This window comes from Enterobacter cloacae complex sp. S2, assembly GCF_015159675.1.
In the GTDB taxonomy this organism is placed as follows: Bacteria; Pseudomonadota; Gammaproteobacteria; order Enterobacterales; family Enterobacteriaceae; genus Enterobacter; species Enterobacter intestinihominis.
On sequence record NZ_JADDTS010000014.1, the window covers coordinates 87,918 to 113,820 of the forward strand.

Annotated in this window: 19 protein-coding genes and 1 riboswitch; of the genes, 12 read left to right on the plus strand and 7 right to left on the minus strand. The window is 56.6% G+C overall.

What is annotated here, in order from left to right; all coding sequences use genetic code 11:
- Positions 1-113 precede the first annotated feature (113 nt).
- The 4 genes from metB to katG all read left to right on the plus strand — a co-directional run bounded on the left by metB (position 114) and on the right by katG (position 7,195).
- Positions 114-1,274, plus strand: coding sequence for a cystathionine gamma-synthase (gene metB, locus IPZ49_RS07610; RefSeq protein ID WP_017383102.1), 1,161 nt, complete (start codon positions 114-116; stop codon positions 1,272-1,274).
- Between the two features lie 2 nt (positions 1,275-1,276).
- Positions 1,277-3,709 (plus strand): bifunctional aspartate kinase/homoserine dehydrogenase II, encoded by a 2,433-nt coding sequence (locus IPZ49_RS07615; RefSeq protein ID WP_023298896.1) that lies wholly within the window; start codon positions 1,277-1,279, stop codon positions 3,707-3,709.
- A gap of 270 nt (positions 3,710-3,979) precedes the next feature.
- Positions 3,980-4,870 (plus strand): methylenetetrahydrofolate reductase, encoded by an 891-nt coding sequence (gene metF, locus IPZ49_RS07620; protein ID WP_022649792.1) that lies wholly within the window; start codon positions 3,980-3,982, stop codon positions 4,868-4,870.
- 144 nt (positions 4,871-5,014) lie between these two features.
- Positions 5,015-7,195, plus strand: coding sequence for a catalase/peroxidase HPI (katG, locus tag IPZ49_RS07625; RefSeq protein ID WP_063146862.1), 2,181 nt, complete (start codon positions 5,015-5,017; stop codon positions 7,193-7,195).
- 91 nt (positions 7,196-7,286) lie between these two features.
- On the opposite strand, the gene IPZ49_RS07630 is transcribed toward katG, so the two are convergent.
- The 5 genes from IPZ49_RS07630 to argE form a co-directional block, all read right to left on the minus strand.
- The gene (locus IPZ49_RS07630; protein WP_046621342.1) at positions 7,287-8,390 is read right to left on the minus strand and encodes a glycerol dehydrogenase; all 1,104 of its coding nucleotides are present in this window, start codon (positions 8,388-8,390) and stop codon (positions 7,287-7,289) included.
- A gap of 12 nt (positions 8,391-8,402) precedes the next feature.
- Entirely contained in the window at positions 8,403-9,065 is a 663-nt protein-coding gene (gene fsa / locus IPZ49_RS07635) for a fructose-6-phosphate aldolase (protein WP_022649789.1), read from the minus strand.
- Between the two features lie 128 nt (positions 9,066-9,193).
- Positions 9,194-9,958 carry a helix-turn-helix transcriptional regulator gene (locus IPZ49_RS07640; protein WP_023298892.1) on the minus strand — a complete coding sequence of 255 codons (765 nt, stop codon included), beginning with the start codon at positions 9,956-9,958 and terminating at the stop codon, positions 9,194-9,196.
- A 102-nt stretch (positions 9,959-10,060) separates the two neighbouring features.
- Positions 10,061-12,712 carry a phosphoenolpyruvate carboxylase gene (gene ppc, locus IPZ49_RS07645; RefSeq protein ID WP_058646045.1) on the minus strand — a complete coding sequence of 884 codons (2,652 nt, stop codon included), beginning with the start codon at positions 12,710-12,712 and terminating at the stop codon, positions 10,061-10,063.
- A 305-nt stretch (positions 12,713-13,017) separates the two neighbouring features.
- Entirely contained in the window at positions 13,018-14,169 is a 1,152-nt protein-coding gene (gene argE / locus IPZ49_RS07650; protein WP_015569956.1) for an acetylornithine deacetylase, read from the minus strand.
- Positions 14,170-14,257: 88 nt separating this feature from the next.
- Between argE and argC the strand changes: the two genes are divergently transcribed.
- The 4 genes from argC (at position 14,258) to oxyR (ending at position 18,747) form a co-directional block, all read left to right on the plus strand.
- Complete coding sequence (argC, locus tag IPZ49_RS07655; RefSeq protein WP_045623064.1) at positions 14,258-15,262, plus strand: N-acetyl-gamma-glutamyl-phosphate reductase; 1,005 nt, start codon at positions 14,258-14,260, stop codon at positions 15,260-15,262.
- Positions 15,263-15,268: 6 nt separating this feature from the next.
- The gene (argB, locus tag IPZ49_RS07660; protein WP_094948456.1) at positions 15,269-16,045 is read left to right on the plus strand and encodes an acetylglutamate kinase; all 777 of its coding nucleotides are present in this window, start codon (positions 15,269-15,271) and stop codon (positions 16,043-16,045) included.
- A 105-nt stretch (positions 16,046-16,150) separates the two neighbouring features.
- A complete protein-coding gene (gene argH, locus IPZ49_RS07665) occupies positions 16,151-17,524 on the plus strand; it encodes an argininosuccinate lyase (RefSeq protein WP_063146863.1) in 1,374 nt (457 codons plus the stop codon).
- A 305-nt stretch (positions 17,525-17,829) separates the two neighbouring features.
- Positions 17,830-18,747, plus strand: a complete 918-nt coding sequence (gene oxyR / locus IPZ49_RS07670; protein ID WP_022649783.1) for a DNA-binding transcriptional regulator OxyR — start codon at positions 17,830-17,832, stop codon at positions 18,745-18,747.
- On the opposite strand, the gene sthA is transcribed toward oxyR, so the two are convergent.
- On the minus strand, positions 18,730-20,130 hold the full coding sequence (sthA, locus tag IPZ49_RS07675) for a Si-specific NAD(P)(+) transhydrogenase (protein ID WP_003862057.1): 1,401 nt from the start codon (positions 20,128-20,130) through the stop codon (positions 18,730-18,732). The genes oxyR and sthA overlap by 18 nt on opposite strands.
- Before the next feature lie 196 nt (positions 20,131-20,326).
- On the opposite strand from sthA, the gene fabR reads away from it, so the two are divergent.
- Positions 20,327-20,965, plus strand: coding sequence for an HTH-type transcriptional repressor FabR (gene fabR / locus IPZ49_RS07680; RefSeq protein WP_003862059.1), 639 nt, complete (start codon positions 20,327-20,329; stop codon positions 20,963-20,965).
- 9 nt (positions 20,966-20,974) lie between these two features.
- Positions 20,975-21,334 carry a YijD family membrane protein gene (locus IPZ49_RS07685; RefSeq protein WP_017383113.1) on the plus strand — a complete coding sequence of 120 codons (360 nt, stop codon included), beginning with the start codon at positions 20,975-20,977 and terminating at the stop codon, positions 21,332-21,334.
- A 90-nt stretch (positions 21,335-21,424) separates the two neighbouring features.
- On the opposite strand, the gene trmA is transcribed toward IPZ49_RS07685, so the two are convergent.
- On the minus strand, positions 21,425-22,525 hold the full coding sequence (gene trmA / locus IPZ49_RS07690) for a tRNA (uridine(54)-C5)-methyltransferase TrmA (RefSeq protein ID WP_023298887.1): 1,101 nt from the start codon (positions 22,523-22,525) through the stop codon (positions 21,425-21,427).
- A 104-nt stretch (positions 22,526-22,629) separates the two neighbouring features.
- A riboswitch (cobalamin riboswitch) is annotated at positions 22,630-22,806 on the plus strand.
- Positions 22,807-22,871: 65 nt separating this feature from the next.
- Between trmA and btuB the strand changes: the two genes are divergently transcribed.
- Both btuB and murI read left to right on the plus strand, forming a co-directional pair.
- Positions 22,872-24,719, plus strand: a complete 1,848-nt coding sequence (gene btuB, locus IPZ49_RS07695) for a TonB-dependent vitamin B12 receptor BtuB (RefSeq protein ID WP_063146865.1) — start codon at positions 22,872-22,874, stop codon at positions 24,717-24,719.
- Positions 24,664-25,515 (plus strand): glutamate racemase, encoded by an 852-nt coding sequence (murI, locus tag IPZ49_RS07700; RefSeq protein ID WP_023298885.1) that lies wholly within the window; start codon positions 24,664-24,666, stop codon positions 25,513-25,515. Before btuB ends, murI begins: the two co-directional genes overlap by 56 nt.
- The last annotated feature ends 388 nt before the right edge of the window (positions 25,516-25,903 follow it).

Here is a 25,903-nt window from a genome sequence, read left to right on the forward strand (position 1 = left end):
CATTGCTCAATCTATACGCAAAGAAGTTTAGATGTCCAGATGTATTGACGTCCATACTTTCAATGTTTACTCTGGTGCCTGACTATTCACCTCATTCGCCAGGAAGCCTCACCATGACGCGTAAACAGGCCACCATCGCAGTGCGTAGCGGATTGAATGATGACGAGCAGTACGGCTGCGTTGTCCCGCCAATTCATCTCTCCAGCACCTATAATTTCACCGGATTTAATGAACCTCGCGCGCATGACTACTCGCGTCGCGGCAATCCTACGCGTGACGTTACCCAGCGCGCGCTGGCGGAACTGGAAGGCGGCGCAGGTGCGGTATTAACCAATACCGGCATGTCTGCCATTCATCTGGTGACCACGGTGTTCCTGAAACCTGGCGATTTGCTGGTGGCGCCGCACGACTGCTACGGCGGCAGCTATCGTCTGTTTGATAGCCTGGCGAAACGTGGCTGCTACCGCGTGTTGTTTGTCGATCAAAACGACGAACAGGCGCTGAAACAGGCGTTAGCCGAACAGCCAAAGCTGGTTCTGGTGGAAAGTCCAAGCAATCCATTGTTGCGCGTAGTCGATATTGCGAAAATTTGTCAGCTCGCAAGGGATGCGGGAGCGATAAGTGTAGTGGATAATACGTTCCTCAGTCCGGCCCTTCAGAACCCACTGGCACTGGGTGCCGATCTGGTGTTGCATTCATGCACGAAATATCTGAACGGCCATTCTGACGTGGTAGCGGGTGTGGTGATTGCCAAAGATCCTGATGTTGTCACTGAACTGGCATGGTGGGCCAATAACATTGGCGTCACCGCGGGCGCGTTCGACAGCTATTTGCTGCTGCGCGGTATCCGCACCCTGTCACCGCGTATGGACGTGGCGCAGCGTAATGCCCAGGCGATCGTGGATTTCCTGAAAACCCAGCCGCTGGTGAAGAAGCTTTATCACCCGTCGCTGCCGGAAAACCAGGGGCACGAGATTGCCGCGCGCCAACAGAAAGGATTTGGCGCGATGTTAAGTTTTGAACTGGACGGTGACGAGCAAACGCTGCGTCGCTTCCTGAGCGGGTTGTCATTGTTTACGCTGGCGGAATCCTTAGGGGGAGTAGAAAGCTTGATCTCCCACGCCGCAACCATGACGCACGCAGGTATGGCACCCGAAGCACGTGCCGCCGCCGGGATTTCCGAGACGCTGCTGCGTATCTCGACCGGTATTGAAGATTCTGAAGATTTAATTGCCGATCTGGAAAATGGCTTCCGGGTCGCAGCCAAGGGGTAATCATGAGTGTGATAGCGCAGGCAGGGGCGAAGGGTCGTCAGCTGCACAAGTTTGGTGGTAGTAGTCTTGCTGATGTGAAATGTTATCTGCGTGTCGCAGGGATCATGACCGAGTATTCACAGCCGGGGGACATGATGGTTGTCTCTGCGGCGGGCAGCACCACCAACCAGCTGATTAGCTGGCTGAAACTGAGCCAGACCGATCGCCTCTCTGCGCATCAGGTGCAACAGTCCTTACGTCGTTACCAGAGTGAACTGATTGCCGGTTTGCTGCCTGCAGACGTGGCGGACGGACTGATAAGCGCTTTTACGCACGACCTTGAGCGTCTGGCAGCTCTGCTGGACAGCGGCATTACCGATGCGGTGTATGCGGAAGTGGTTGGCCATGGTGAAGTGTGGTCTGCGCGCCTGATGGCCGCCGTGCTGCAACATCTTGGCGTGGAAGCCGCCTGGCTCGACGCGCGTGATTTCCTGCGTGCCGAACGCGCCGCACAGCCGCAGGTAGACGAAGGGTTGTCCTACCCGCTGCTGCAACAGCTGCTGGTGCAACATCCGGGTAAACGTATTGTGGTGACCGGCTTTATCAGTCGCAGCAACGCAGGTGAAACCGTACTGCTGGGCCGTAACGGCTCTGACTACTCGGCAACGCAGATTGGCGCCCTGGCGGGCGTGTCCCGCGTCACCATCTGGAGCGACGTGGCCGGTGTCTACAGCGCGGACCCGCGCAAAGTGAAAGATGCCTGCCTGTTGCCGCTGCTGCGTCTCGACGAAGCGAGCGAGCTGGCGCGTCTGGCGGCACCAGTGCTGCACGCGCGCACGCTACAGCCGGTTTCCGGCAGCGACATCGACCTGCAACTACGCTGTAGCTACACGCCGGATCAGGGTTCCACTCGCATCGAGCGCGTGCTGGCATCCGGTACGGGCGCGCGCATTGTCACCAGCCACGATGACATCTGCCTGATTGAGTTCCAGGTGCCTGCGGGCCAGGATTTCAAACTGGCGCACAAAGATATCGACACCATCCTGAAACGTGCCCAGGTGCGTCCGCTGGCCGTTGGCGTGCATAACGATCGCCAGCTGTTGCAGTTCTGCTATACCGCTGAAGTGGTGGACAGCGCCCTGAAGATTCTGGATGAAGCGGGACTGCCGGGCGAGCTTCGCCTGCGTCAGGGACTGGCGCTGGTGGCAATGGTGGGCGCGGGCGTCACCCGTAACCCGCTGCACTGCCACCGCTTCTGGCAGCAGCTGAAAGGGCAGCCGGTGGAGTTCACCTGGCAGTCGGAAGAGGGCATCAGCCTGGTTGCCGTTCTGCGCAAGGGGCCAACCGAAAGCCTGATTCAGGGCCTGCACACCTCCCTGTTCCGTGCGGAAAAACGCATCGGCCTGGTACTGTTCGGGAAAGGGAACATCGGTTCCCGCTGGCTGGAGCTGTTCGCCCGCGAGCAGGTCACGCTTTCGGCGCGTACCGGATTTGAGTTTATTCTGGCAGGCGTGGTGGACAGCCGCCGCAGCCTGTTGAACTACGAAGGGCTGGACGCCAGTCGGGCGCTGGCCTTCTTTAACGATGAAGCGGTTGAGCAGGACGAAGAGTCGCTGTTCCTGTGGATGCGCGCGCACCCGTACGACGATCTGGTGGTGCTGGACGTTACCGCCAGCGAGCAACTGGCCGATCAGTATCTGGATTTTGCCAGCCACGGGTTCCACGTCATCAGCGCCAACAAGCTGGCAGGCGCGAGCAGCACTGATAAATATCGCCAGATCCACGACGCGTTCGAAAAAACGGGTCGTCACTGGCTGTATAACGCCACCGTTGGCGCAGGTCTGCCGGTTAACCATACCGTGCGCGATCTGATTGATAGCGGCGACAGCATTCTGGCGCTGAGCGGGATCTTCTCCGGCACGCTCTCCTGGCTGTTCCTGCAATTTGACGGTACCGTGCCGTTCACCGACCTGGTGGATCAGGCGTGGCAGCAGGGCTTAACCGAGCCGGATCCGCGCGTTGACCTTGCCGGTAAAGACGTGATGCGCAAGCTGGTGATCCTGGCGCGTGAAGCGGGCTACGACATTGAGCCGGGTCAGGTACGCGTTGAGTCTCTGGTGCCTGCGGGCTGCGAGGAAGGATCTGTCGATCACTTCTTTGAGAACGGCGACGAGCTGAACGAGCAGATGGTGCAACGTCTGGAAGCGGCAAACGAGATGGGCCTGGTGCTGCGTTACGTGGCGCGCTTCGAGGCGAACGGTAAAGCGCGCGTGGGCGTGGAGGCGGTACGTCCTGAACATCCGCTGGCGGCGCTGCTGCCGTGCGATAACGTCTTCGCCATCGAAAGCCGCTGGTACCGCGATAACCCGCTGGTGATCCGTGGCCCGGGTGCGGGGCGCGATGTGACCGCCGGAGCCATTCAGTCCGACATTAATCGCCTGGCTAAGCTACTGTAACCCCTCACCCTAACCCTCTCCCCTTAGGGGAGAGGGGACTGCTCGGTGCGGTCTTTCCCCCCTCGCCCCTTTGGGGAGAGGGCTGGGGTGAGGGGCCTTCTCACCCCCCATCATGAACGCCCTTCATCTTCCCTGAACAAACCTCACCGTTAATGTTGATTATTTCTGTTGACGTCATCCCGCTTTTCCGTCATTTTTACATCTGGACGTCTAAACGTATAGAAGTTCACAACACAACAAACAATGACACGCGAAAGATAGAGGTAAGGTATGAGCTTTTTTCACGCCAACCAGCGGGAAGCCCTGAATCAGAGCCTGGCCGAAGTAAACGGCCAGATTAACGTCTCTTTTGAATTTTTCCCGCCGCGCACCAGTGAAATGGAGCAAACCCTGTGGAGCTCTATCGATCGCCTGAGCAGCCTGAAGCCGAAGTTCGTCTCCGTAACCTACGGCGCCAACTCCGGTGAGCGTGACCGCACGCACAGCATCATTAAGGGCATTAAAGACCGAACCGGTCTGGAAGCGGCACCGCACCTAACCTGTATCGACGCCACCCCTGATGAACTGCGCGCGATTGCTCAGGACTACTGGAACAACGGCATTCGTCATATCGTTGCCCTGCGCGGCGACCTGCCGCCGGGGAGCGGTAAGCCGGACATGTACGCCACCGATCTGGTTGCCCTGCTGAAAGACGTTGCTGACTTTGATATTTCCGTTGCCGCTTACCCGGAAGTTCACCCGGAAGCGAAAAGCGCCCAGGCGGATCTGCTTAACCTGAAGCGTAAGGTGGACGCAGGTGCCAATCGCGCCATTACTCAGTTCTTCTTTGATGTGGAAAGCTATTTACGCTTTCGCGACCGCTGCGTCTCGGCGGGTATTGATGTCGAAATCATCCCTGGCATTCTGCCGGTCTCGAACTTCAAACAGGCGAAGAAATTCGCGGATATGACCAACGTGCGCATTCCGCTGTGGATGTCCAAAATGTACGAAGGTTTGGACGATGACCCAGAAACACGCAAACTGGTGGGGGCCAATATCGCGATGGATATGGTGAAGATTTTAAGCCGTGAAGGGGTGAAGGATTTCCACTTCTATACGCTTAACCGCGCGGAGATGAGTTACGCCATTTGCCATACGCTGGGTGTCCGCCCGGCGTTATAAAGTAAAAAACCCTCATAAAGTGAGGGTTTTTTACTCGAACAGAAAGTTAAAAGGTATTAGCTATCGAATCTGTGGATTAATTCAACTATCTCTTATCGCTAGTGGTGTATATCGTAACGGTAACACTGTAAAGGGAGCATAGCGATGAGCATGTCAGACGAGACCAATAACGCGGCATCCGCCGGCAAATGTCCGTTCCACCAGGGCGGCGTCGATCACAGCGCGGGTGCAGGTACCGGCAGCAAAGAGTGGTGGCCTAAACAACTACGCATCGATTTACTTAATCAACACTCCAGCCGTTCAAACCCTCTGGGTGAAGACTTCGACTACCGCAAAGAATTCAGTAAGCTCGACTATTCCGCCCTTAAGGGCGATCTCAAAGCACTGTTAACCGACTCACAACCGTGGTGGCCTGCCGACTGGGGCAGCTATGCGGGCCTGTTTATCCGTATGGCCTGGCACGGTGCGGGTACCTATCGCTCCGTTGATGGTCGCGGCGGTGCCGGTCGCGGTCAGCAGCGTTTTGCGCCGCTGAACTCCTGGCCTGACAACGTCAGCCTGGATAAGGCTCGCCGTCTGCTGTGGCCAATTAAGCAAAAATACGGACAAAAAATCTCCTGGGCCGACCTGTTTATCCTCGCGGGTAACGTGGCGCTGGAGAACTCCGGCTTCCGCACCTTTGGTTTCGGTGCCGGGCGTGAAGACGTCTGGGAACCGGATCTGGACGTGAACTGGGGCGATGAAAAAGCCTGGCTGACTCACCGTGACCCGGAAGCGCTGGCGAAGCGCCCGCTGGCCGCCACAGAAATGGGCCTGATTTACGTTAACCCGGAGGGGCCAAACGCCAGTGGTGAACCGCTGTCTGCGGCGGCGGCGATCCGCGCTACCTTTGGCAACATGGGCATGAATGACGAAGAGACCGTTGCGCTTATTGCAGGCGGCCATACGCTCGGTAAAACGCACGGTGCAGGCGAAGCCACGCACGTGGGCACTGACCCTGAAGCGTCGCCTATTGAAGCGCAGGGCCTGGGCTGGGCCAGCACGCACGGCACCGGTATTGGCGCTGACGCCATCACCTCCGGGCTGGAAGTTATCTGGTCTCAAACCCCAACCCAGTGGAGCAACTATTTCTTCGAGAACCTGTTCAAATACGAATGGGTGCAGACGCGTAGCCCGGCGGGCGCAATTCAGTTTGAAGCCGTGGATGCGCCGGAAATTATGCCTGACCCGTTCGACCCGTCGAAAAAACGCAAGCCAACCATGCTGGTCACCGACCTGACGCTGCGTTTTGATCCGGAATTCGAGAAAATTTCCCGTCGTTTCCTGAACGATCCGCAGGCCTTCAACGAAGCCTTTGCGCGCGCGTGGTTCAAGCTGACCCACCGCGATATGGGGCCAAAAGTGCGGTACATCGGCCCGGAAGTACCGAAAGAAGATCTGATTTGGCAGGATCCGCTGCCTCAGCCGGTGTTCCATCCGACGCAGGAAGATATTGAAAGCCTGAAAGCGGAAATCGCGGCCTCTGGTCTCTCCGTGAGCGAGCTGGTTTCCGTGGCCTGGGCGTCGGCATCGACCTTCCGCGGCGGCGACAAGCGTGGCGGCGCGAACGGCGCGCGTCTGGCGCTGGCACCTCAGCGCGACTGGGACGTTAACGCCGCGGCGGTGCGGGCATTACCGGCTCTGGAAGCGATCCAGCGCACCACCAACAAAGCTTCACTGGCCGATATCATTGTGCTGGCGGGTGTCGTGGGCGTTGAGCAGGCGGCGAAAGCGGCAGGCGTTTACGTCAATGTACCGTTCACTCCAGGTCGTGTGGATGCGCGCCAGGATCAGACGGATATCGAGATGTTTAACCTGCTCGAACCGATTGCCGACGGTTTCCGTAACTATCGCGCACAGGTGGATGTGTCCACCACGGAGTCGCTGCTGATCGACAAAGCCCAGCAGTTGACCCTGACCGCGCCGGAACTGACGGTGTTGATCGGCGGTTTGCGCGTGCTGGGTGCAAACTTCGATGGCAGCAAGAATGGCGTGTTTACTAACCGCGAGGGCGTGCTGAGCAACGACTTCTTCGTCAATCTGCTGGATATGAATACCCAGTGGAAAGCGACCGACGACTCAAACGAGCTGTTTGCCGGTAGCGATCGCGCCAGCGGGGAAGTGAAATATACCGCCACCCGCGCCGATCTGGTCTTCGGTTCCAACGCTGTCCTCCGCGCGCTGGCCGAAGTTTACGCCAGCAGCGATGCACAAGAGAAGTTCGTCCGCGACTTCGTTGCCGCATGGGCGCGAGTGATGGATTTGGATCGGTTTGACGTGAAGTAACCCTTGTGCCGGGTGGCGGCTACGCCTTACCCGGCCTACAAATTAAAGTGCCATGTAGGCCGGGTAAGCGCAGCGCCACCCGGCTTTTCTATTACTCCCACTCCTGCAAGAATCGCTGTCCATACTGGTCCGCCACCAGCAGCGCCGCATAGACCTGATCCGGCGTTACGCCGCCAGGCATGTTGTGAATGGTTTCCCCTTCGGCACAGGACGCCTCCGCGATCAGCCGCATTTTAGCCGGAATATCCTCTTTGATATTCAGCTGCGCCAGCGTAATTGGCAGCCCGACGCTATGGCACAGCGCCGCAACGGTTTCGATTTCTTCTACCGGCGCGTTCTCCAGTACCAGTTGCGTCAGCGTACCAAATGCCACTTTTTCACCGTGGTAGAAATGGTGCGCATCCGGCACCGCCGTCATGCCATTGTGAATGGCGTGTGCCGCCGCCAGCCCGCCACTTTCGAAGCCCACGCCGCTCAGATAGGTGTTGGCTTCAATAATGCGTTCCAGAGCAGGCGTCACCACGTGTTGTTCCGCCGCCAGCATCGCTTTCTCGCCCTCTTCAACCAGCGTGTTGTAGCACAGCTCAGCCAGCGCTAACGCTGCCTGCGTGCACTTGCCACCCGCCATGGTCGTGGCGCCGCTACGCGAACAGGCGCGCGCTTCAAACCAGGTTGCCAGGGCATCGCCAATCCCGGCGGCCAGCAGGCGCGCAGGTGCGCCCGCCACCACCCTGGTATCGACAATCACCATGTTCGGGTTGTGCGGCAGCATCAGGTAGCGATCGAACTCGCCGCTGTCGGTATAAATCACGGAAAGGGCACTGCACGGCGCATCGGTGGAGGCAATGGTCGGGGCAATAGCCACCGGCACGTCCATAAAGTGCGCCAGCGCTTTGGCGGTATCCAGCGTTTTTCCTCCCCCGATACCCAGCACCGCCAGGCAGTCGGTACTGTCGGCCAGTTTTTTCAGGCGATCGATTTCATTTTGCGAACATTCGCCGCCAAACGGTGCAATTTCGGCATGGAGTCCGGCTTTTTTAAAACTCTGACGCAGGGTTTCTTCGGCAAAACCCAGCACAAATTTATCGCCTACCACCAGCCAGCGAGTCGCCAGCGGCTTCAGGTAGTCGCCGAGACGAGTAAGAACATCAGCGCCCTGGATGTACTTCCCCGGCGATTGAATGATACGGTCCATAACATTTCTCCCTTAGAGGTTGAGGTTACCAAACGCGTTTTTCCAGTCCTGCTCGAACTTCTCTATGGCTGACTCTACCGCTGGCGTGCCGAGCATTTGTTGCGCTACGTCTAAGGGAAGCGTGATTGCCTCACATCCTGCCAACAGGCAATCCAGCGCCTGGCGCGGCGTTTTAAAGCTGGCAGCCAGCACCATGCTCTCTGGCGCATGCTGTTCCAGCAGGGATTGCAGTTCCTGTACCGTGCGAATGCCGTCACCGCCCTGCGCATCGACGCGGTTTACATACGGTGCGACATATTTCGCTCCTGCCAGCGCGGCCAGTAACCCCTGAGCGGCGCTGTAAACGGCGGTTCCCAGCGTGGTAATTCCCTCTTTCTTCAGCGCTTTAATCGCGATGAGCCCCTGTGCAGTGACGGGAATTTTTACCACGATGTCCGGCAGGGCATTGTTCAGCCGTTTTGCTTCCGCCACCATTCCTTCGGCGTCGCGGCTCATGGTTTGGGCAAACAGCCTGCCCTCCGGGCCGATAGCATGCTGCAGGCGCGGCAACACCTCCCAGACAGATTCGCCGCTGGCGGCTACGATGCTTGGGTTGGTGGTCACGCCCGCAATGGGAAAAATGCGCGCCAGGTGTTCAACTTCTGCCACGTTGGCGGTATCCAGGTACAGTTCCATTATTTTTCCTTAAGTCAGAAAGGTTGAATAAAGGATACGGCGCACCCAGTCGCGGCGAATACAGGTCAATTTTGCCAAATACTGGATAAATGTAATGTCCCTGGCGAAGTGAGAGAGCGATCACAATGCTACTTTTTGGCGATCAGCTGGCTGTGATACTGGCGTCGATATTCGGAAGGGGAACGTTCAGTGTGCTTGCGAAAGAGACGGCAAAAGTAGTTGCTGTCCGTAAATCCGCAGCTTGCAGCGATATCTTTGATTTTAAACTCGTAGCCTTTAAGAAGCTGACGCGCGTGCTCGAGGCGTGTTTGCGTAAGATATTCGTTGAACCCCACGCTGCCTGTTTTTTGAAAAAGATGAGAAAGGTAGTTCGGTGAAATATAAAACGCCTGCGCCACCGATTCACGGGTCAGTGCAGAGGCGTGATGTTCTTCGATGTAGTGACGAATCGCTTCAAATAATGCACGGCTGCGGCTGGCGGTATGGATATCGCTGCCCAGCAGATCGCGACAGTGGCTGAGCAAACTTAATACCACCAGTCTGGCCGTTTCCCGATCGTCTGGCTGCATTTGCAATTCAGCGAGCGTCTGCAAAAGGAATGCGCCCACTCGCGGCCCGCGTCTGGCAACCTGTTGCTGTTGCAAAAGCGTGTTGTCGCGCTCGAGCTGAAGAGTCAGTTGTTGCTTGCCGAAGCTGATGTTGAGCGAAAAGGCGGGTTGAAGCGGAATATTACCGGATGAAAAAAATAACGCTTCGCAGGCCGTATCAAAGCTAAGCACGAGGCAAGGTGACGTTCGGGGGAGCGGTTTAGCCGAAGGGGGGAAATGCACCTGACGCAGCGGCAAGGTGCCGTTGATCAGGTCATTCAGGATGTGGGGGATATCGTGGTGCATGGTGTGGATACCAGGGTATTGCCCGGCGACGCTGGCGCTTGCCGGGCCTACGAAAAGCCTATTGTAGGCCGGGTAAGCGTAAGCGCCACCCGGCAAAACCGATCAACCGGTGTTACGCATCCCCGCCGCAACGCCCGCAATCGTCACCATCAGCGCCTGTTCAACGCGCGGATCCGGCTCTTTACCTTCCTCTTCCGCCAGACGCGAACGGTGCAGCAGTTCAGCCTGTAAAACGTTCAGCGGGTCGGTGTAGATGTTACGCAGTTGGATAGACTCGGCGATCCACGGCAGGTCTTCCATCAGGTGGGAGTCGTTAGCGATATCCAGCACCACTTTGATGTCGCCTTCCAGCAGCTCGCGTAGCTCTTTACCCAGCGCCCACAGCTCGGGTTTCACCAGACGCTGATCGTAGTATTCCGCCAGCCACAGGTCGGCTTTCGAGAAGACCATCTCCAGCATGCCCAGACGGGTAGAGAAGAATGGCCAGTCGCGGCACATGGTTTCCAGTTCGCTCTGCTTACCGTCTTCCACCACTTTTTGCAGCGCCGCACCGGCACCCAGCCAGGCTGGCAGCATCAGACGGTTTTGCGTCCAGGCAAAGATCCACGGAATGGCGCGCAGGGATTCAACGCCGCCAGTAGGACGACGCTTGGCCGGGCGCGAGCCGAGCGGCAGTTTACCCAGCTCCTGCTCAGGCGTGGCTGAGCGGAAGTAAGGCACAAAGTCTTTGTTTTCACGCACGTAGCCGCGATACAGATCGCAGGAGATGTCAGACAGCTCGTCCATAATCCGGCACCAGGATTCTTTTGGCTCCGGCGGCGGCAGCAGGTTGGCTTCCAGGATCGCACTGGTATAGAGCGACAGGCTGCTGATGGTCACTTCCGGCAGGCCGTACTTGAAGCGGATCATCTCGCCCTGCTCGGTCACGCGCAGTCCGCCTTTCAGGCTTCCTGGTGGTTGGGAGAGCAGCGCCGCGTGTGCAGGCGCACCGCCACGACCAATTGAGCCGCCGCGTCCGTGGAACAGGGTCAGTTCAATACCGGCTTTTTCGCAGGTTTTGATTAGCGCATCCTGCGCCTGATACTGCGCCCAGGAGGCTGCCATCACGCCCGCATCTTTCGCGGAGTCGGAATAGCCAATCATCACCATCTGCTTGCCCTGAATAAAGCCGCGATACCAGTCGATGTTCAGCAGCTGGGTCATCACGTCGTTGGCGTTGTTCAGGTCGTCGAGAGTCTCAAACAGCGGTGCTACCGGCAGAGCGTAGTCGATGCCCGCTTCTTTCAGCAGAAGGTGAACGCCCAGCACGTCGGACGGGGTCTTCGCCATGGAGATCACATAGGCGGCCACCGATCCTTTCGGCGCATCCACGATCGCTTTACAGGTGTTGAGCACTTCGCGGGTGTCATTGCTTGGCTCCCAATTGCGCGGCAGCAGCGGGCGCTTGGAGTTCAGCTCGCGGATCAGGAACGCCTGTTTGTCGGCTTCGGACCAGCTTTCATAGTCGCCAATGCCGAGATAGCGGGTCAGCTCGCCCAGCGCTTCGGTATGACGGGTGCTTTCCTGACGGACGTCGATACGCACCAGCGGCACGCCGAAACACTTCACGCGGCGCAGGGTGTCGAGCAGTTCGCCATTGGCAATGATGCCCATCCCGCAGGCCTGAAGCGATTTATAACAGGCGTACAGCGGTTCCCAGAGCTGTTCGTTCTGGCTCAGCAGACCTTCCGGCTTCGGCAGGCGCTGGCCTTTCAGGCGCGCTTCCAGCCAGGCCTGCGTGGCCATCAGCTGACCGCGCAGTTTTTTCATCAGGAAACGGTACGGCTCACTGGCACCTTCTTCACCGGCCAGCGCGCGCAGATCCGGCGTCGCTTCTACCATCGACAGCTCGGAGATCAGCACCTGAATATCTTTCAGGAACAGGTCGGTTGCTTTCCAGCGGCTCAACAACAGGACGTGACGGGTGATTTCCGCCGTCACGTTCGGGTTGCCGTCGCGGTCGCCGCCCATCCAGGAAGTGAAGCGAACCGGCACAAAGTCGACCGGCAGGCGATAGCCCAGATTTTCTTCCAGCTGTTCGTTCAGCTCGCGCAGGTAGTTTGGCACCCCTTCCCACAGGCTGTTTTCCACCACCGCAAAGCCCCATTTGGCTTCGTCGACCGGGCTTGGGCGATGCTTACGAATTTCATCGGTGTGCCAGGACTGAGCAATCAGCTGGCGCAGGCGGCGCATAAGCTGGTTACGTTCGTAGTCGGCAATGTCTTTGTTATCCAACTGCTTCAGACAGTTGTTCACTTCCACCATTTTGTGGATCAGCGTACGACGTGTGATTTCGGTTGGGTGTGCGGTCAGCACCAGCTCCAGCGAAAGGGATTCCACCGCTTTTTTGATGGTCGCTTCGTTGAGGTTGGGCTGGTCTTTGAGTTTACGAAGGGTGCGGGCAATGACTTCCGGGTTGCTGGCCGCTTCGCCTTTTGGCGAAATGCTGTGGTATTGCTCAGCGGTGTTTGCCAGGTTCAGAAACTGGCTGAAGGCGCGGGCAACGGGCAGTAGCTCATCATTAGAGAGGTTCTGCAAGGTGGTGAGCAGCTCCTGACGATTGGCCTCGTTACCGGCGCGGGAAGATTTGGACAGCTTGCGGATGGTTTCAACACGGTCGAGGATGTTCTCCCCCAACGCATCTTTGATGGTATCTCCAAGCACTTTGCCGAGCATACTGACATTACTACGCAACGCGGAATATTGTTCGTTCATAAAAACCCAGTCACCCCATCATTTTTGTTTATGCCCAGGCGAAAATTTCTGGACATTATTTTGTCATCTCCCTTTATAAAGCCACGTAAAACCCCCGTCGTCAATTGCTGCGAAAACGGTTCAGCAGATGAATAAATGCGGGCAATTTACGAAATTTAATTCGTATTGCGTCAGATAAGAGATGCTTATGGGAATGTGACGGAGATCGCGGGATTTACTCCCCTCACCCTAACCCTCTCCCCAAAGGGGAGAGGGTACTTGAACACCCTCTCCCCTTTGGGGAGAGGGCAGGGTGAGGGGCCGTTTTAATGCCAGCAGAAGTGATGCACAACCTGGGTAATGAGTTCGCGGGTGGGCTTGATGAAGCGGGTTTCGAGATATTCGTCCGGCTGGTGGGCCTGGTTGATGGAGCCAGGGCCCAGAACCAGCGTCGGGCACAGGGTCTGAATAAACGGCGCTTCGGTACAGTAGTTCACCACGTCGGTTTTCTCCCCGAGCAGTTTTTCCACCACCTGAACCAGCTGGTGGTCAGGCGGGCATTCGTAGCCTGGAATCGGCGGATGCAGTTCGGAGACCGTCAGACGTCCCGGCCAGCGCTCGCTGACCGGTGCCAGCGCTTCGTTCAGTAAGCCATCCAGATCGCTCAGCGTCATGCCCGGCAGAGGACGGATATCCATATGCAGTTCGCAGCAGGCGCAGATACGGTTGGACGCATCACCGCCGTGCAGGCTGCCGAGGTTCAGCGTCGGATACGGCACGGTGAACGCCTCGTAGTGATAGCGCTCTTTCAGATCGTCGCGCAGGGTCATGATGCGGCCAATCGCGTCATGCATCAGCTCAATGGCGTTCACGCCGCGCGCCGGATCGCTGGAGTGACCAGACTGGCCCAGCACGCGCACTGCGGTAGAAATATGGCCTTTGTGCGCCCGAATCGGTTGCAGAGAGGTAGGTTCACCGATGATCGCGCAGTCCGGGCGAATCGACGTGTTTTCAGAGAAATACCGTGCGCCCGCCATGCTGGTCTCTTCATCGGCGGTCGCCAGAATGTAGAGCGGCTTTTTCAGCGTTGTCACGTCCACGTCACGCAGCGCGTCGAGGATAAAAGCAAAGAAGCCTTTCATGTCCGCCGTGCCGAGACCGTAGAGCTTGTTGTCGTGCTCTGTCAGGGTGAACGGATCGCGGGTCCAGCGGCCATCGTCAAACGGCACAGTGTCAGTGTGACCAGCCAGCAGCAGGCCGCCAGCGCCATGTCCGGTGCTGGCGAGCAGGTTAAATTTGTGACGTGTTCCGGGGACGGGCTGAACCTCAACGTTAAACCCAAGATCGCTAAACCAACCCGCCAGCAGATTGATTAAAGACTCATTGCTTTGATCCAGCGCTTCTTCCGTTGCGCTGATGGACGGTGTGGCAATCAGGGCGCGGTAAATCTCGATAAATGGCGGTAAGTTCATTTTCATTGTTGACACACCTTAGGTCGTGATAGTATCAATATTCATGCAATAAATGTGAATAAAAATACATTAACGTTGAGCATAAAGGAACCCGATGTTGAATACGCTGATTGTAGGCGCTAGCGGTTATGCGGGCGCAGAGCTTGTAAGCTACGTGAATCGCCACCCACATATGACCATAACCGCTTTGACCGTGTCAGCGCAAAGCAATGATGCCGGAAAGTTAATTTCCGATTTGCATCCACAACTTAAGGGCGTGGTTGATTTGCCTTTGCAGGCCATGTCTGACATCAGCGAGTTTACCGACGGCGTTGACGTGGTGTTTTTAGCCACCGCACACGAGGTCAGTCACGACCTGGCGCCGCAGTTTCTGGCAGCCGGTTGCGTGGTCTTCGATCTCTCCGGCGCGTTTCGCGTTAACGACAGCGCGTTCTACGAAAAATATTACGGCTTCACCCATCAGCACCCGGATCTGCTCGAAAAAGCGGTGTACGGCCTGGCGGAGTGGAGCGCAGATAAACTGAAAGAAGCGAATCTGATTGCCGTGCCTGGCTGTTACCCGACGGCGGCGCAGCTCTCCCTTAAGCCACTGATCGACGCGGGTCTGCTGGATCTTGACCAGTGGCCGGTGATCAACGCCACCAGCGGCGTGAGCGGCGCCGGGCGCAAGGCCGCGATCTCCAACAGTTTCTGCGAAGTGAGCCTTCAGCCGTATGGCGTGTTTAATCACCGTCATCACCCTGAAATCACCACCCATCTGGGCGCGGAGGTGATCTTCACCCCGCACCTCGGTAGCTTCCCGCGCGGGATCCTCGAAACCATTACCTGCCGCCTGAAGCCGGGTGTGACCAAAGAACAGGTGAGCGAAGTCTTCACGCAGGCGTATGCGGATAAACCACTGGTGCGTCTGTATGACAAAGGCGTACCAGCGCTAAAAAACGTGGTCGGCCTGCCGTTCTGCGACATCGGCTTTGCCGTGCAGGGCGAGCACCTGATTGTGGTCGCCGCAGAAGATAACTTACTCAAAGGCGCTGCCGCACAGGCAATGCAGTGTGCAAATATTCGTTTCGGCTTCCCTGAAACGCAGGCTCTTATTTAAGGTGTGATGATGAACCCATTAATTATCAAACTCGGTGGTGTACTGCTGGACAGCGAAGAAGCGCTGGAGCGCCTGTTTACCGCGCTGGTGAACTATCGTGAATCACATCAACGTCCGCTGGTGATTGTCCACGGCGGCGGCTGTGTGGTGGACGAGCTGATGAAAGGGCTCAACCTGCCGGTGATTAAGAAAAATGGCCTGCGCGTCACGCCTGCCGACCAGATTGACATTATTACTGGTGCGCTGGCGGGGACGGCGAACAAAACGCTGCTGGCGTGGGCGAAGAAGCACCACATCGCGTCCGTTGGTCTCTGTCTGGGCGATGGCGATAGCGTGAAAGTGACCCAGCTCGACGAAGCGCTTGGCCATGTTGGACTGGCGCAGCCAGGTTCGCCTAAGCTGATTAACACCCTGCTGGAAGGTGGTTTTCTGCCGGTGGTGAGCTCAATCGGCGTGACCGAAGAGGGCGAGCTGATGAACGTCAATGCGGACCAGGCGGCAACCGCGCTGGCGGCCACGCTGGGCGCAGACCTGATCCTGCTCTCCGACGTGAGCGGTATTCTGGACGGCAAAGGCCAGCGTATAGCGGAAATGACCGCCGCAAAAGCCGAACAGCTGATCGATCAGGGCATTATCACCGACGGCATGATCGTTAAGGTGAACGCGGCGCTGGATGCCGCGCGCACGCTGGGTCGTCCGGTGGATATCGCCTCCTGGCGTCACGCGGAGCAACTCCCGGCGCTGTTTAACGGTACGCCGATTGGTACGCGTATTCTGGCTTAAGATTCTGTGCCGGATGGCGCTTCGCTTATCCGGCCTACGTGAATTTTGTAGGCCCGGTAAGCGCAGCGCCACCGGGCAAAAATATCATCATTAAGGAAATTCGTTATGGCACTTTGGGGTGGGCGTTTTACACAGGCAGCGGATCAGCGGTTCAAACAGTTCAACGACTCTTTGCGCTTCGACTACCGCCTGGCCGAACAGGATATTGTCGGCTCTGTGGCCTGGTCCAAAGCGCTGGTGACCGTTGGCGTGCTGACCGCAGACGAACAGCAGCAGCTGGAAGAGGCGCTGAACAACCTGCTGGAAGAGGTGCGTCTGGATCCGCAGCAAATCCTCCAGAGCGATGCCGAAGATATTCACAGTTGGGTGGAAGGCAAACTTATCGACAAAGTCGGCCAGCTGGGTAAAAAGCTCCATACCGGGCGTAGCCGTAATGACCAGGTGGCGACCGACCTGAAGCTGTGGTGTAAAGAGACCGTCGGCGAACTGCTGGCGGCGAATCGTCAGCTGCAGAGCGCGCTGGTGGACACTGCGCAGAACAATCAGGATGCGGTGATGCCGGGTTATACCCACCTGCAACGCGCGCAACCAGTGACGTTCGCGCACTGGTGTCTGGCCTACGTTGAGATGCTGGCGCGTGATGAGAGCCGTTTACAGGATACCTTAACGCGTCTGGACGTCAGCCCGCTGGGCAGCGGCGCGCTGGCCGGTACGGCTTATGAAATCGACCGTGAGCAGCTGGCAGGCTGGCTGGGCTTTGCTTCCGCCACCCGCAACAGCCTGGACAGCGTCTCTGACCGTGACCACGTGCTGGAGCTGCTGTCGAATGCCTCTATCGGGATGGTGCACCTGTCGCGCTTTGCCGAAGACCTGATCTTCTTTAACTCTGGCGAAGCGGGCTTCGTCGAGCTGTCCGACCGCGTGACGTCCGGCTCCTCCCTGATGCCGCAAAAGAAAAACCCGGATGCGCTGGAGCTGATCCGCGGTAAGTGTGGCCGCGTGCAGGGCGCGCTGACCGGCATGATGATGACCCTGAAAGGGCTGCCGCTGGCATACAACAAAGACATGCAGGAAGACAAAGAGGGGCTGTTCGACGCGCTCGACACCTGGCTGGACTGTCTGCATATGGGCGCGCTGGTGCTGGACGGTATTCAGGTGAAACGTCCGCGCTGTCAGGAAGCGGCGCAGCAGGGCTATGCTAACTCTACCGAGCTGGCAGACTACCTGGTGGCGAAAGGCGTACCGTTCCGCGAGGCGCACCATATTGTGGGTGAAGCGGTAGTGGAAGCGATTCGTCAGGGTAAAGCCCTTGAAGAGCTGGCGCTTGCCGACCTGCAAAAATTCAGTGCGGTTATTAGGGAGGATGTCTACCCGATTCTGGCCCTGCAATCCTGCCTGGATAAGCGTGCGGCGAAAGGTGGAGTCTCGCCGAAGCAGGTAGCGCAGGCGATTGCGGACGCGAAAAACCGGTTGGTTTGATTTGTGCGGGCTGGTGCCCTCACCCCGGCCCTCTTCCACAGGGAGAGGGAGAAAAACGGAGCCTGGCTTAGTGCCGGGCTTTTTTATACGCAAAAAAAAGCGGACCACGGGGTCCGCAAAAGTTCACGTTGGCTTTAGTTTTTCGAGTTTTGAGAGAAACTCGCTGACGGTGCGGGGTCGTTTTGGGTCAAACACGTGCCGCCTCGTCTATGTGATGTATTATTCAACAGAATGCTTGATAGGGATAATCGTTCGTTGCTATGCTATCTATCGCCATGAACTATCGTGGCGACGGAGGATGAATAATGAATATTCGTGATCTTGAATACCTGGTAGCGTTAGCTGAGCATCGCCATTTTCGCCGCGCGGCAGACTCCTGCCATGTCAGCCAGCCAACGCTGAGCGGTCAGATCCGCAAGCTGGAAGATGAGCTGGGCGTGATGCTGCTGGAGCGCACCAGTCGTAAGGTACTGTTCACGCAGGCAGGTCTGCTGCTGGTGGATCAGGCGCGCACCGTACTGCGCGAGGTCAAAGTGCTCAAGGAAATGGCAAGCCAGCAGGGGGAGGCGATGTCCGGCCCGCTGCATATTGGCCTGATCCCAACCGTTGGCCCGTATCTGTTGCCGCAAATCATTCCGCTGCTGCACCAGACGTTCCCGAAACTCGAAATGTACCTGCATGAAGCGCAAACCCATCAGCTGCTGGCGCAGTTAGACAGCGGCAAGCTCGACTGCGCGATCCTGGCGCTGGTCAAAGAGAGTGAAGCGTTTATTGAAGTACCGCTGTTCGATGAGCCGATGATGCTGGCGATCTATGAAGATCACCCGTGGGCGAACCGCGATCGCGTGCCGATGGCCGATCTGGCCGGAGAAAAGCTGCTGATGCTGGAAGACGGCCACTGTCTGCGCGATCAGGCGATGGGCTTCTGCTTCGAAGCGGGTGCAGATGAAGATACCCATTTCCGCGCAACCAGCCTGGAAACGCTGCGTAACATGGTCGCGGCGGGAAGTGGCATTACGCTGCTGCCTGCGCTGGCCGTGCCGCGCGAGCGTAAGCGTGATGGCGTGGTCTATCTGCCGTGTATTAAGCCAGAGCCGCGTCGCACGATCGGCCTGGTTTATCGTCCGGGTTCACCGCTGCGCAGCCGCTATGAGCAGCTGGCAGAGGCCATCCGTGGTGCAATGGATGGCCATTTCGACAACGCGTTAAAACAGGCGGTTTAAGCCGTTCAGCGCAGCTACCCGATAGGCTTCCGCCATGGTCGGGTAGTTAAAGGTGGTGTTAACGAAGTACTCGATGGTGTTGCCACCACCTTTTTGCTCCATGATCGCCTGGCCGATATGAATGATTTCCGCGGCACGTTCACCAAAGCAGTGAATACCGAGGATCTCTTTCGTCTCGCGATGGAACAGGATCTTCAGCGTACCCACGCTCATCCCCACAATTTGTGCGCGCGCCAGGTGTTTAAACTGGGCACGACCCACCTCGTAAGGCACCTTCATGGCCGTCAACTGCTGCTCGGTTTTGCCGACAGAACTGATTTCCGGGATGGTGTAGATGCCCGTCGGGATGTCCTCGATCAGATGCGCCGTCGCTTCACCTTTCACCAGCGCCTGTGCGGCGATGCGGCCCTGATCGTAAGCAGCGGAGGCCAGACTTGGGTAACCAATAACGTCGCCGACCGCGTAAACGTGCGGCAGCGCAGTCTGGTACATGCTGTTGACCTTGAGCTGACCGCGGCTGTCGGTTTCAAGCCCGATATTCTCCAGCTGCAATGAATCCGTGTTGCCGGTACGGCCGTTGGCATACAGCAGGCAGTCCGCCTTCAGCTTCTTACCAGATTTCAGGTGCATGATCACACCGTCGTCGCAGCCTTCGATTTTCTCGTACTCTTCGTTGTGGCGAATCACCACGCCACTGTTCCAGAAGTGGTAGGAGAGGGAATCTGACATCTCCTGATCGAGGAACGCCAGCAGCCGGTCGCGGGTGTTGATCAAATCAACTTTGACCTCCATTCCCCGGAAAATCGACGCATATTCACAGCCAATCACGCCCGCGCCATAGATGATCACATGGCGTGGCTCGTGGTGCAGGCTGAGGATGGAGTCGCTGTCGTAAATGCGTGGATGAGAGAAGTCCACGTCTGCCGGATGATATGGGCGCGATCCGCAGGCGATCACAAATTTTTCAGCGGTGAGCGTCTCAACCGAACCGTCGTGGCACTCCAGCGCCAGGGTGTGTTCATCCACAAAATGCGCGTTACCCTGCAGAATTTCACAGTGGTTGCGCTCATAGAAACCCTGACGCATGCGCGTCTGCTGGTTAATGACCGTGTCTGCGTGATTCAGGATATCGGCAAAAGAAGAACGAAGAAGTCGGGAGTGGTCGCTGTAAAGAGGGTTCTGGTTAAATTCGATAATGCGGCTAACGGCGTGGCGGAGGGCTTTCGAAGGGATGGTGCCCCAGTGGGTGCAACCGCCGCCGACATTATGGTAGCGCTCAATAACCGCTACTCTGGCTCCCTGTTTTACCAGACCCATAGCAGCACCTTCGCCGCCGGGGCCGGAACCAATAACTATTGCGTCGTAATCGTAGGAATGTGGCATGGCAAGGCTTACCTGTTCTTATACATAAAAGCAACAGAATCATAACATCATTGCCTGGGTAACCCAATTATCGTTGTGCTTTTTTCGGGCAGTGGAGCACAAACCGCGCGTAAACAATCATTCACAAAGCCAGGTAAACAGATTAATTTTATTCTCTGGTATAGTGCCAACGGGCCTTTGGAAGGATTCAACTATCGTGATGGGCGTAAGAGCACAACAAAAAGAGAAAACCCGGCGTTCGCTGGTGGAAGCCGCATTCAGTCAACTGAGTGCTGAGCGGAGTTTTGCCAGTTTAAGCCTGCGCGAAGTGGCGCGCGAGGCCGGGATTGCGCCAACGTCCTTCTATCGTCATTTCCGTGATGTGGATGAACTGGGCCTGACCATGGTCGACGAGAGCGGTTTGATGCTGCGCCAGCTTATGCGTCAGGCGCGTCAGCGTATTGCCAAAGGCGGCAGCGTGATCCGCACCTCCGTGTCGACATTTATGGAATTTATCGGCAATAACCCTAACGCGTTTCGCCTTTTGCTGCGCGAGCGCTCTGGCACGTCGGCGGCGTTTCGTGCCGCCGTCGCGCGTGAAATTCAGCATTTCATCGCGGAACTTGCCGACTATCTTGAACTCGAAAACCATATGCCGCGTGCGTTTACTGAAGCACAGGCCGAGGCGATGGTGACCATTGTTTTCAGTGCGGGTGCCGAAGCGCTGGATGTCAGCATTGAACAACGTAAGCAACTCGAAGAGCGACTGGTATTGCAGCTGCGGATGATTTCTAAAGGTGCGTACTACTGGTATCGCCGTGAACAAGAGAAGTTGGCACATCAAAACGATGAGTGAAGGTGAGTAATGAAACAGTCAGGTCAGGATAAAGGAACGCTGTTGCTGGCATTGATCGCTGGCTTATCCATTAACGGTACGTTTGCGGCGGTTTTCAGCTCAATTGTACCGTTCTCGATTTTCCCGATTATCGCGCTGGTGCTGACGGTGTATTGCCTGCATCAACGTTATCTGAACCGCACCATGCCGGTTGGGTTACCGGGGCTGGCCGCAGCCTGTTTTATTCTGGGTGTACTGTTGTACAGCACCGTGGTGCGTGCAGAGTATCCGGATATCGGTTCTAACTTCCTGCCTGCGGTGCTGTCTGTGGCGCTGGTGTTCTGGATTGGCTCTCGCATGCGTAGCCGCAAGAGCCAGTTACCAGAGTAAAGGGTTTTGTCATTGTAGGCCGGATAAGCGAAGCGCCATCCGGCTTTTTTGGCAGGTGGCGCTTCGCTTACCTGCCCTACAAGGCCCACATTACTTCGCCGTGAGCAGTACGCCGCACTCCATATGGTGCGTATATGGGAACTGATCGAACAGCGCCAGACGTTCAACCTTGTGCGTCTGGCTTAATGTTTCCAGATTCTTGCACAGCGTCTCCGGGTTACAGGAGATGTACAAAATACGCGGGTACGCCTGCACCATCTTCTCGGTTTCGCTGTCCAGGCCACTGCGCGGCGGATCGACAAAAATTGTCTCACACTGGTAGCTCTTCAAATCAATCCCTTGCAGGCGGTTAAACTCACGTACGCCGTTCATCGCCTGGGTAAACTCTTCTGCCGCCATACGAATGATCTGCACATTATCAATATGGTTAGCGGCGATGTTGTACTGCGCGGCGGCCACCGACGGTTTGGCGATTTCCGTCGCCAGCACGCGTTCGAAGTTACGCGCCAGCGCCAGCGAGAAGTTGCCGTTACCGCAGTAGAGCTCCAGCAGATCGCCCGTCGACCCTTCCGTCGCATTCAGCGCCCACTCCAGCATCTGCACGTTCATTGCCGCATTCGGCTGGGTGAAGCTGTTCTCCACCTGACGGTAAACCATCTCTTTTCCTGCCACCGGCAAACGCTCGTCGATGTAATCCTGGTCCAGCATGATTTTGGTTTTGGTCGCGCGGCCAATCAGGTGCACGTTGATGTTCTGCGCGCGCAGCGCATCGCGCAGGGCTTCTGCCTGCTCGCGCCACTCGTCGGTCAGCGCTTTGTGATAGAGCAGAGAGACAATGGCCTGATTGCTTTGGGTGGTCAGGTAGTCAATCTGGAACAGCTTGTTGCGCAGCACCGGATTAGTGCGCACACCGTCGATCATCAGCGTCATTAGCTGGTTGATAAGCTCACTCGCCGCCGGGAAACTGTCTACGCGAATCCGGGATTTCGTCTGCTGATCGAAAATGATGTGGTACAGGTCATCGCCATCGTGCCAGATGCGAAACTCAGCGCGCATACGGTAGTGGCTGACCGGAGAACGAAACACCTCGGGAACGGGCGCGTTGAAAGGCGTCATCATACTTTGCAGGCGGACAACTTTTTCTGCCAGCTGTGCGTCGTACTGTTCTGTCGGGAGGTGTTCGGGGGTCATGATGCGTCCTGAGTGATAAAGAATTACGCGGGGATTGTAGGGATTGTGCAGTGGATGTCCAGATTTAATGGCTAATAGCTATCTGGACATCTATACGTGTCTAATTGTAGCATTCTGTTTCCGGTCTCCTGAGAGTGAAAAGGGAATCCAGTGCAAATCTGGAGCTGACGCGCAGCGGTAAAGACTGGCGGGATGAGAGTTGTAGACACTGTGAAAACGGGAAGTCTTCATCCGTATAACGCCACCCAGCCCGAAGACCTGCCGGGATCACGTCGCATTTGGTTTCATCATCGCGTGCTATCGATGAGGCCTGCGGCATCCTTCTTATATTGTGGATGCTTTAACAATGATTAAAAAAGTATCGCTGTTGACGGCGTTTTCCGTCACGGCATTTTCGGGCTGGGCGCAGGAAAGCGCCGACTCGTTGGTGGTGACAGCAAACCGTTTCGAACAACCTGAAAAATCTGTTCTGGCTGCGACTTCTGTCGTGACGCGGGCCGATATCGACCGCTGGCAATCCACCACGGTTCTGGATGTCATGCGTCGCCTGCCTGGCGTAGATACGGCACAAAATGGCGGGATGGGGCAGCTCTCTTCTCTCTTTATACGCGGTACGAACTCCAGCCATGTCCTGATTCTCGTCGATGGGATCCGCCTTAACCAGGCGGGCGTCACGGGGTCGTCCGATCTCAGCCAGTTTCCGATCTCCCTGGTGCAGCGCATCGAATATCTTCGTGGACCGCGTTCGGCGGTGTACGGCTCGGATGCGATCGGTGGTGTAGTCAACATTATCACTACGCGTGCGAAGGATGGCACAACGCTGAATGCTGGCGTTGGGACACACGGCTTCCAGAATTATGGTGGCAGCACCCAGCAAACATTGGGTGAAAGTACGCGCGTTACGCTGGCGGGGGATTACACCTACACAAAAGGCTTTGACGTCGTTGCTGACGGTAATAACGGCGGCCTTGCCCAGACCGATCGCGACGGCTTTATGAATAAAACGCTCTACGGCGCACTGGAGCATGCTTTCTCTGAGCAATGGAGTGGTTTCGTTCGCGGCTATGGTTACAGCAACCGTACCGCCTATGACGGCTATTACAGTTCATTCACCCCTGATGTGCTGGTTGATACCCGCCAACTCTATAGCCAGACCTGGGATGCCGGATTGCGGTTTAACCGGGATGTTTTCCATTCACAGTTGCTCTCCAGCTACAGTCACAGCAAAGACTACAATTACGATCCGCACCTTGGACGCTATGACTCCACAGCAACCCTGGATGAAATCAAACAGTACAATGTTCAGTGGACCAACTCAGTTGACGTGGGACATGGCAACATCGGCGCGGGCGTTGACTGGCAGAAACAGAGCACCGAGCCGGGTACCAACTACGTAACCAACGCCTATGACCTGCGTAACACTGGCGTCTACCTGACTGGGTTGCAGCAGTTTGGAGATTTCACTCTGGAGGCGGCGGCCCGCAGCGATGACAACTCTCAGTTTGGTCGCCATGGTACCTGGCAAAGTAGCGCAGCCTGGGAGTTCGTTGACGGTTACCGCTTCATAGCCTCTTATGGCACGGCCTATAAAGCGCCGAATCTGGGTCAGCTCTATGGCTTCTACGGCAATACCCATCTTGATCCTGAAGAGAGCAAGCAGTGGGAAGGGGCGTTTGAAGGCCTGACGGCAGGCGTAAGCTGGCGCGTATCCGGCTATCGTAATGACGTTGATAATCTCATCGACTTCAACAATAACCTGCAGCAATATTACAACGTCGGCAAAGCACGCATTAAAGGTGTAGAAGCGACAGCGTCGTTTGATACGGGTCCGTTGACGCATACTGTGGGCTACGACTATGTGGATGCCCGCAATGCGGCAACCAATCAACTTCTGGACCGTCGTGCTAAACAGCAGGTGAAATATCAGCTTGATACGCAGATCTATGATGTTGACTGGAGCCTGACGTATCACTATCTCGGCACGCGCTACGACACCGACTTTGGAACCTATCCGTCAGAGAAAGTTAAAATGGGCGGCGTCAGCCTGTGGGACGTCGCGGTTTCATATCCTGTCACCTCACATCTCACAGTTCGTGGTAAAATAGCCAACCTGTTCGATAAAGATTACGAGACAGTTTATGGCTACAAAACTGCAGGACGGGAATACACCTTGTCTGGCAGCTACACCTTCTGATCCGCGTCCCACCGTGCTGGTGTTTGATTCCGGCGTCGGTGGGCTTTCGGTCTATGATGAGATTCGGCAGCTCCTGCCGGATCTCCATTACATCTACGCCTTCGATAACGTCGCGTTCCCGTATGGGGAAAAGAGTGAAGACTTTATCGTTGAGCGTGTGATTGAAATCGTCACTGCGGTACAAAAGCGCTATCCCCTGGCGCTGGCGGTTATTGCCTGTAATACGGCAAGCACGGTCTCTCTTCCTGCCCTGCGCGAAAAATTCCCGTTCCCGGTTGTGGGCGTTGTCCCGGCAATCAAACCTGCGGCGCGTCTGACGGCGAACGGTATCGTGGGGTTGCTGGCGACACGCGGTACGGTAAAACGTCCTTATACGCGTGAGCTTATTGAGCGCTTTGCCAATGAATGCCAGATCGCCATGCTCGGCTCCGCGGAGCTGGTGGAAATGGCGGAAGCGAAACTGCACGGCGAGACGGTATCGCTTGAAGAGCTGCGTCGCATTCTGCGTCCATGGCTGCGGATGCAGGAACCACCGGATACGGTTGTTCTCGGCTGCACCCATTTCCCGCTATTACAGGAAGAGCTGTTAAAGGTTTTGCCTGAAGGGACCCGGCTGGTGGATTCCGGTGCTGCGATTGCGCGTCGGACGGCCTGGCTACTGGAGCACGAGGCGCCGGATGCGAAATCAGCGGATGCGAACATCGCTTTCTGTATGGCGATAACAAAAGAAACCGAACAACTTTTGCCCGTTTTACGTCGTTATGGCTTCGAAACGCTCGAAAAACTGGCGCTGTAGCACGGTTTTGAGCAAAAAAGAGACGGTTGAACGTTTTTTTTCAAAGAGGGGTTGTCAACGTCTGAGAACTCCCTATAATGCGCCTCCACTGACACGGAACAACGGCTTACAAGCCGCCGGGACAGCGGGGTTCAGAGATGAACGCCAACAGAGAAAAGTGAAAATAACGGGTTGACTCTGAAAGAGGAAAGCGTAATATACGCCACCTCGCGACAGAGCGCTGAAGCGCGTCGCAACTGCTCTTTAACAATTTATCAGACAATCTGTGTGGGCACTCAAAGTGACATGGATTCTTAACGTCCTCGGACGAAAAATGAATACCAAGTCTCTGAGTGAACATACGTAATTCATTACGAAGTTTAATTCACGAGCATCAAACTTAAATTGA

Coding starts and splice junctions, on each gene's coding strand:
- IPZ49_RS07640 (WP_023298892.1), bottom strand. CDS start 9,958: ATGCACCACGATATCCCCCACATCCTGAATGACCTGATCAACGGCACC.
- metF (WP_022649792.1), top strand. CDS start 3,980: ATGAGCTTTTTTCACGCCAACCAGCGGGAAGCCCTGAATCAGAGCCTG.
- oxyR (WP_022649783.1), top strand. CDS start 17,830: ATGAATATTCGTGATCTTGAATACCTGGTAGCGTTAGCTGAGCATCGC.
- sthA (WP_003862057.1), bottom strand. CDS start 20,130: ATGCCACATTCCTACGATTACGACGCAATAGTTATTGGTTCCGGCCCC.
- argH (WP_063146863.1), top strand. CDS start 16,151: ATGGCACTTTGGGGTGGGCGTTTTACACAGGCAGCGGATCAGCGGTTC.
- IPZ49_RS07615 (WP_023298896.1), top strand. CDS start 1,277: ATGAGTGTGATAGCGCAGGCAGGGGCGAAGGGTCGTCAGCTGCACAAG.
- trmA (WP_023298887.1), bottom strand. CDS start 22,525: ATGACCCCCGAACACCTCCCGACAGAACAGTACGACGCACAGCTGGCA.
- ppc (WP_058646045.1), bottom strand. CDS start 12,712: ATGAACGAACAATATTCCGCGTTGCGTAGTAATGTCAGTATGCTCGGC.
- IPZ49_RS07685 (WP_017383113.1), top strand. CDS start 20,975: ATGAAACAGTCAGGTCAGGATAAAGGAACGCTGTTGCTGGCATTGATC.
- argB (WP_094948456.1), top strand. CDS start 15,269: ATGATGAACCCATTAATTATCAAACTCGGTGGTGTACTGCTGGACAGC.
- murI (WP_023298885.1), top strand. CDS start 24,664: ATGGCTACAAAACTGCAGGACGGGAATACACCTTGTCTGGCAGCTACA.
- katG (WP_063146862.1), top strand. CDS start 5,015: ATGAGCATGTCAGACGAGACCAATAACGCGGCATCCGCCGGCAAATGT.
- btuB (WP_063146865.1), top strand. CDS start 22,872: ATGATTAAAAAAGTATCGCTGTTGACGGCGTTTTCCGTCACGGCATTT.
- argC (WP_045623064.1), top strand. CDS start 14,258: ATGTTGAATACGCTGATTGTAGGCGCTAGCGGTTATGCGGGCGCAGAG.
- argE (WP_015569956.1), bottom strand. CDS start 14,169: ATGAAAATGAACTTACCGCCATTTATCGAGATTTACCGCGCCCTGATT.
- IPZ49_RS07630 (WP_046621342.1), bottom strand. CDS start 8,390: ATGGACCGTATCATTCAATCGCCGGGGAAGTACATCCAGGGCGCTGAT.
- fsa (WP_022649789.1), bottom strand. CDS start 9,065: ATGGAACTGTACCTGGATACCGCCAACGTGGCAGAAGTTGAACACCTG.
- metB (WP_017383102.1), top strand. CDS start 114: ATGACGCGTAAACAGGCCACCATCGCAGTGCGTAGCGGATTGAATGAT.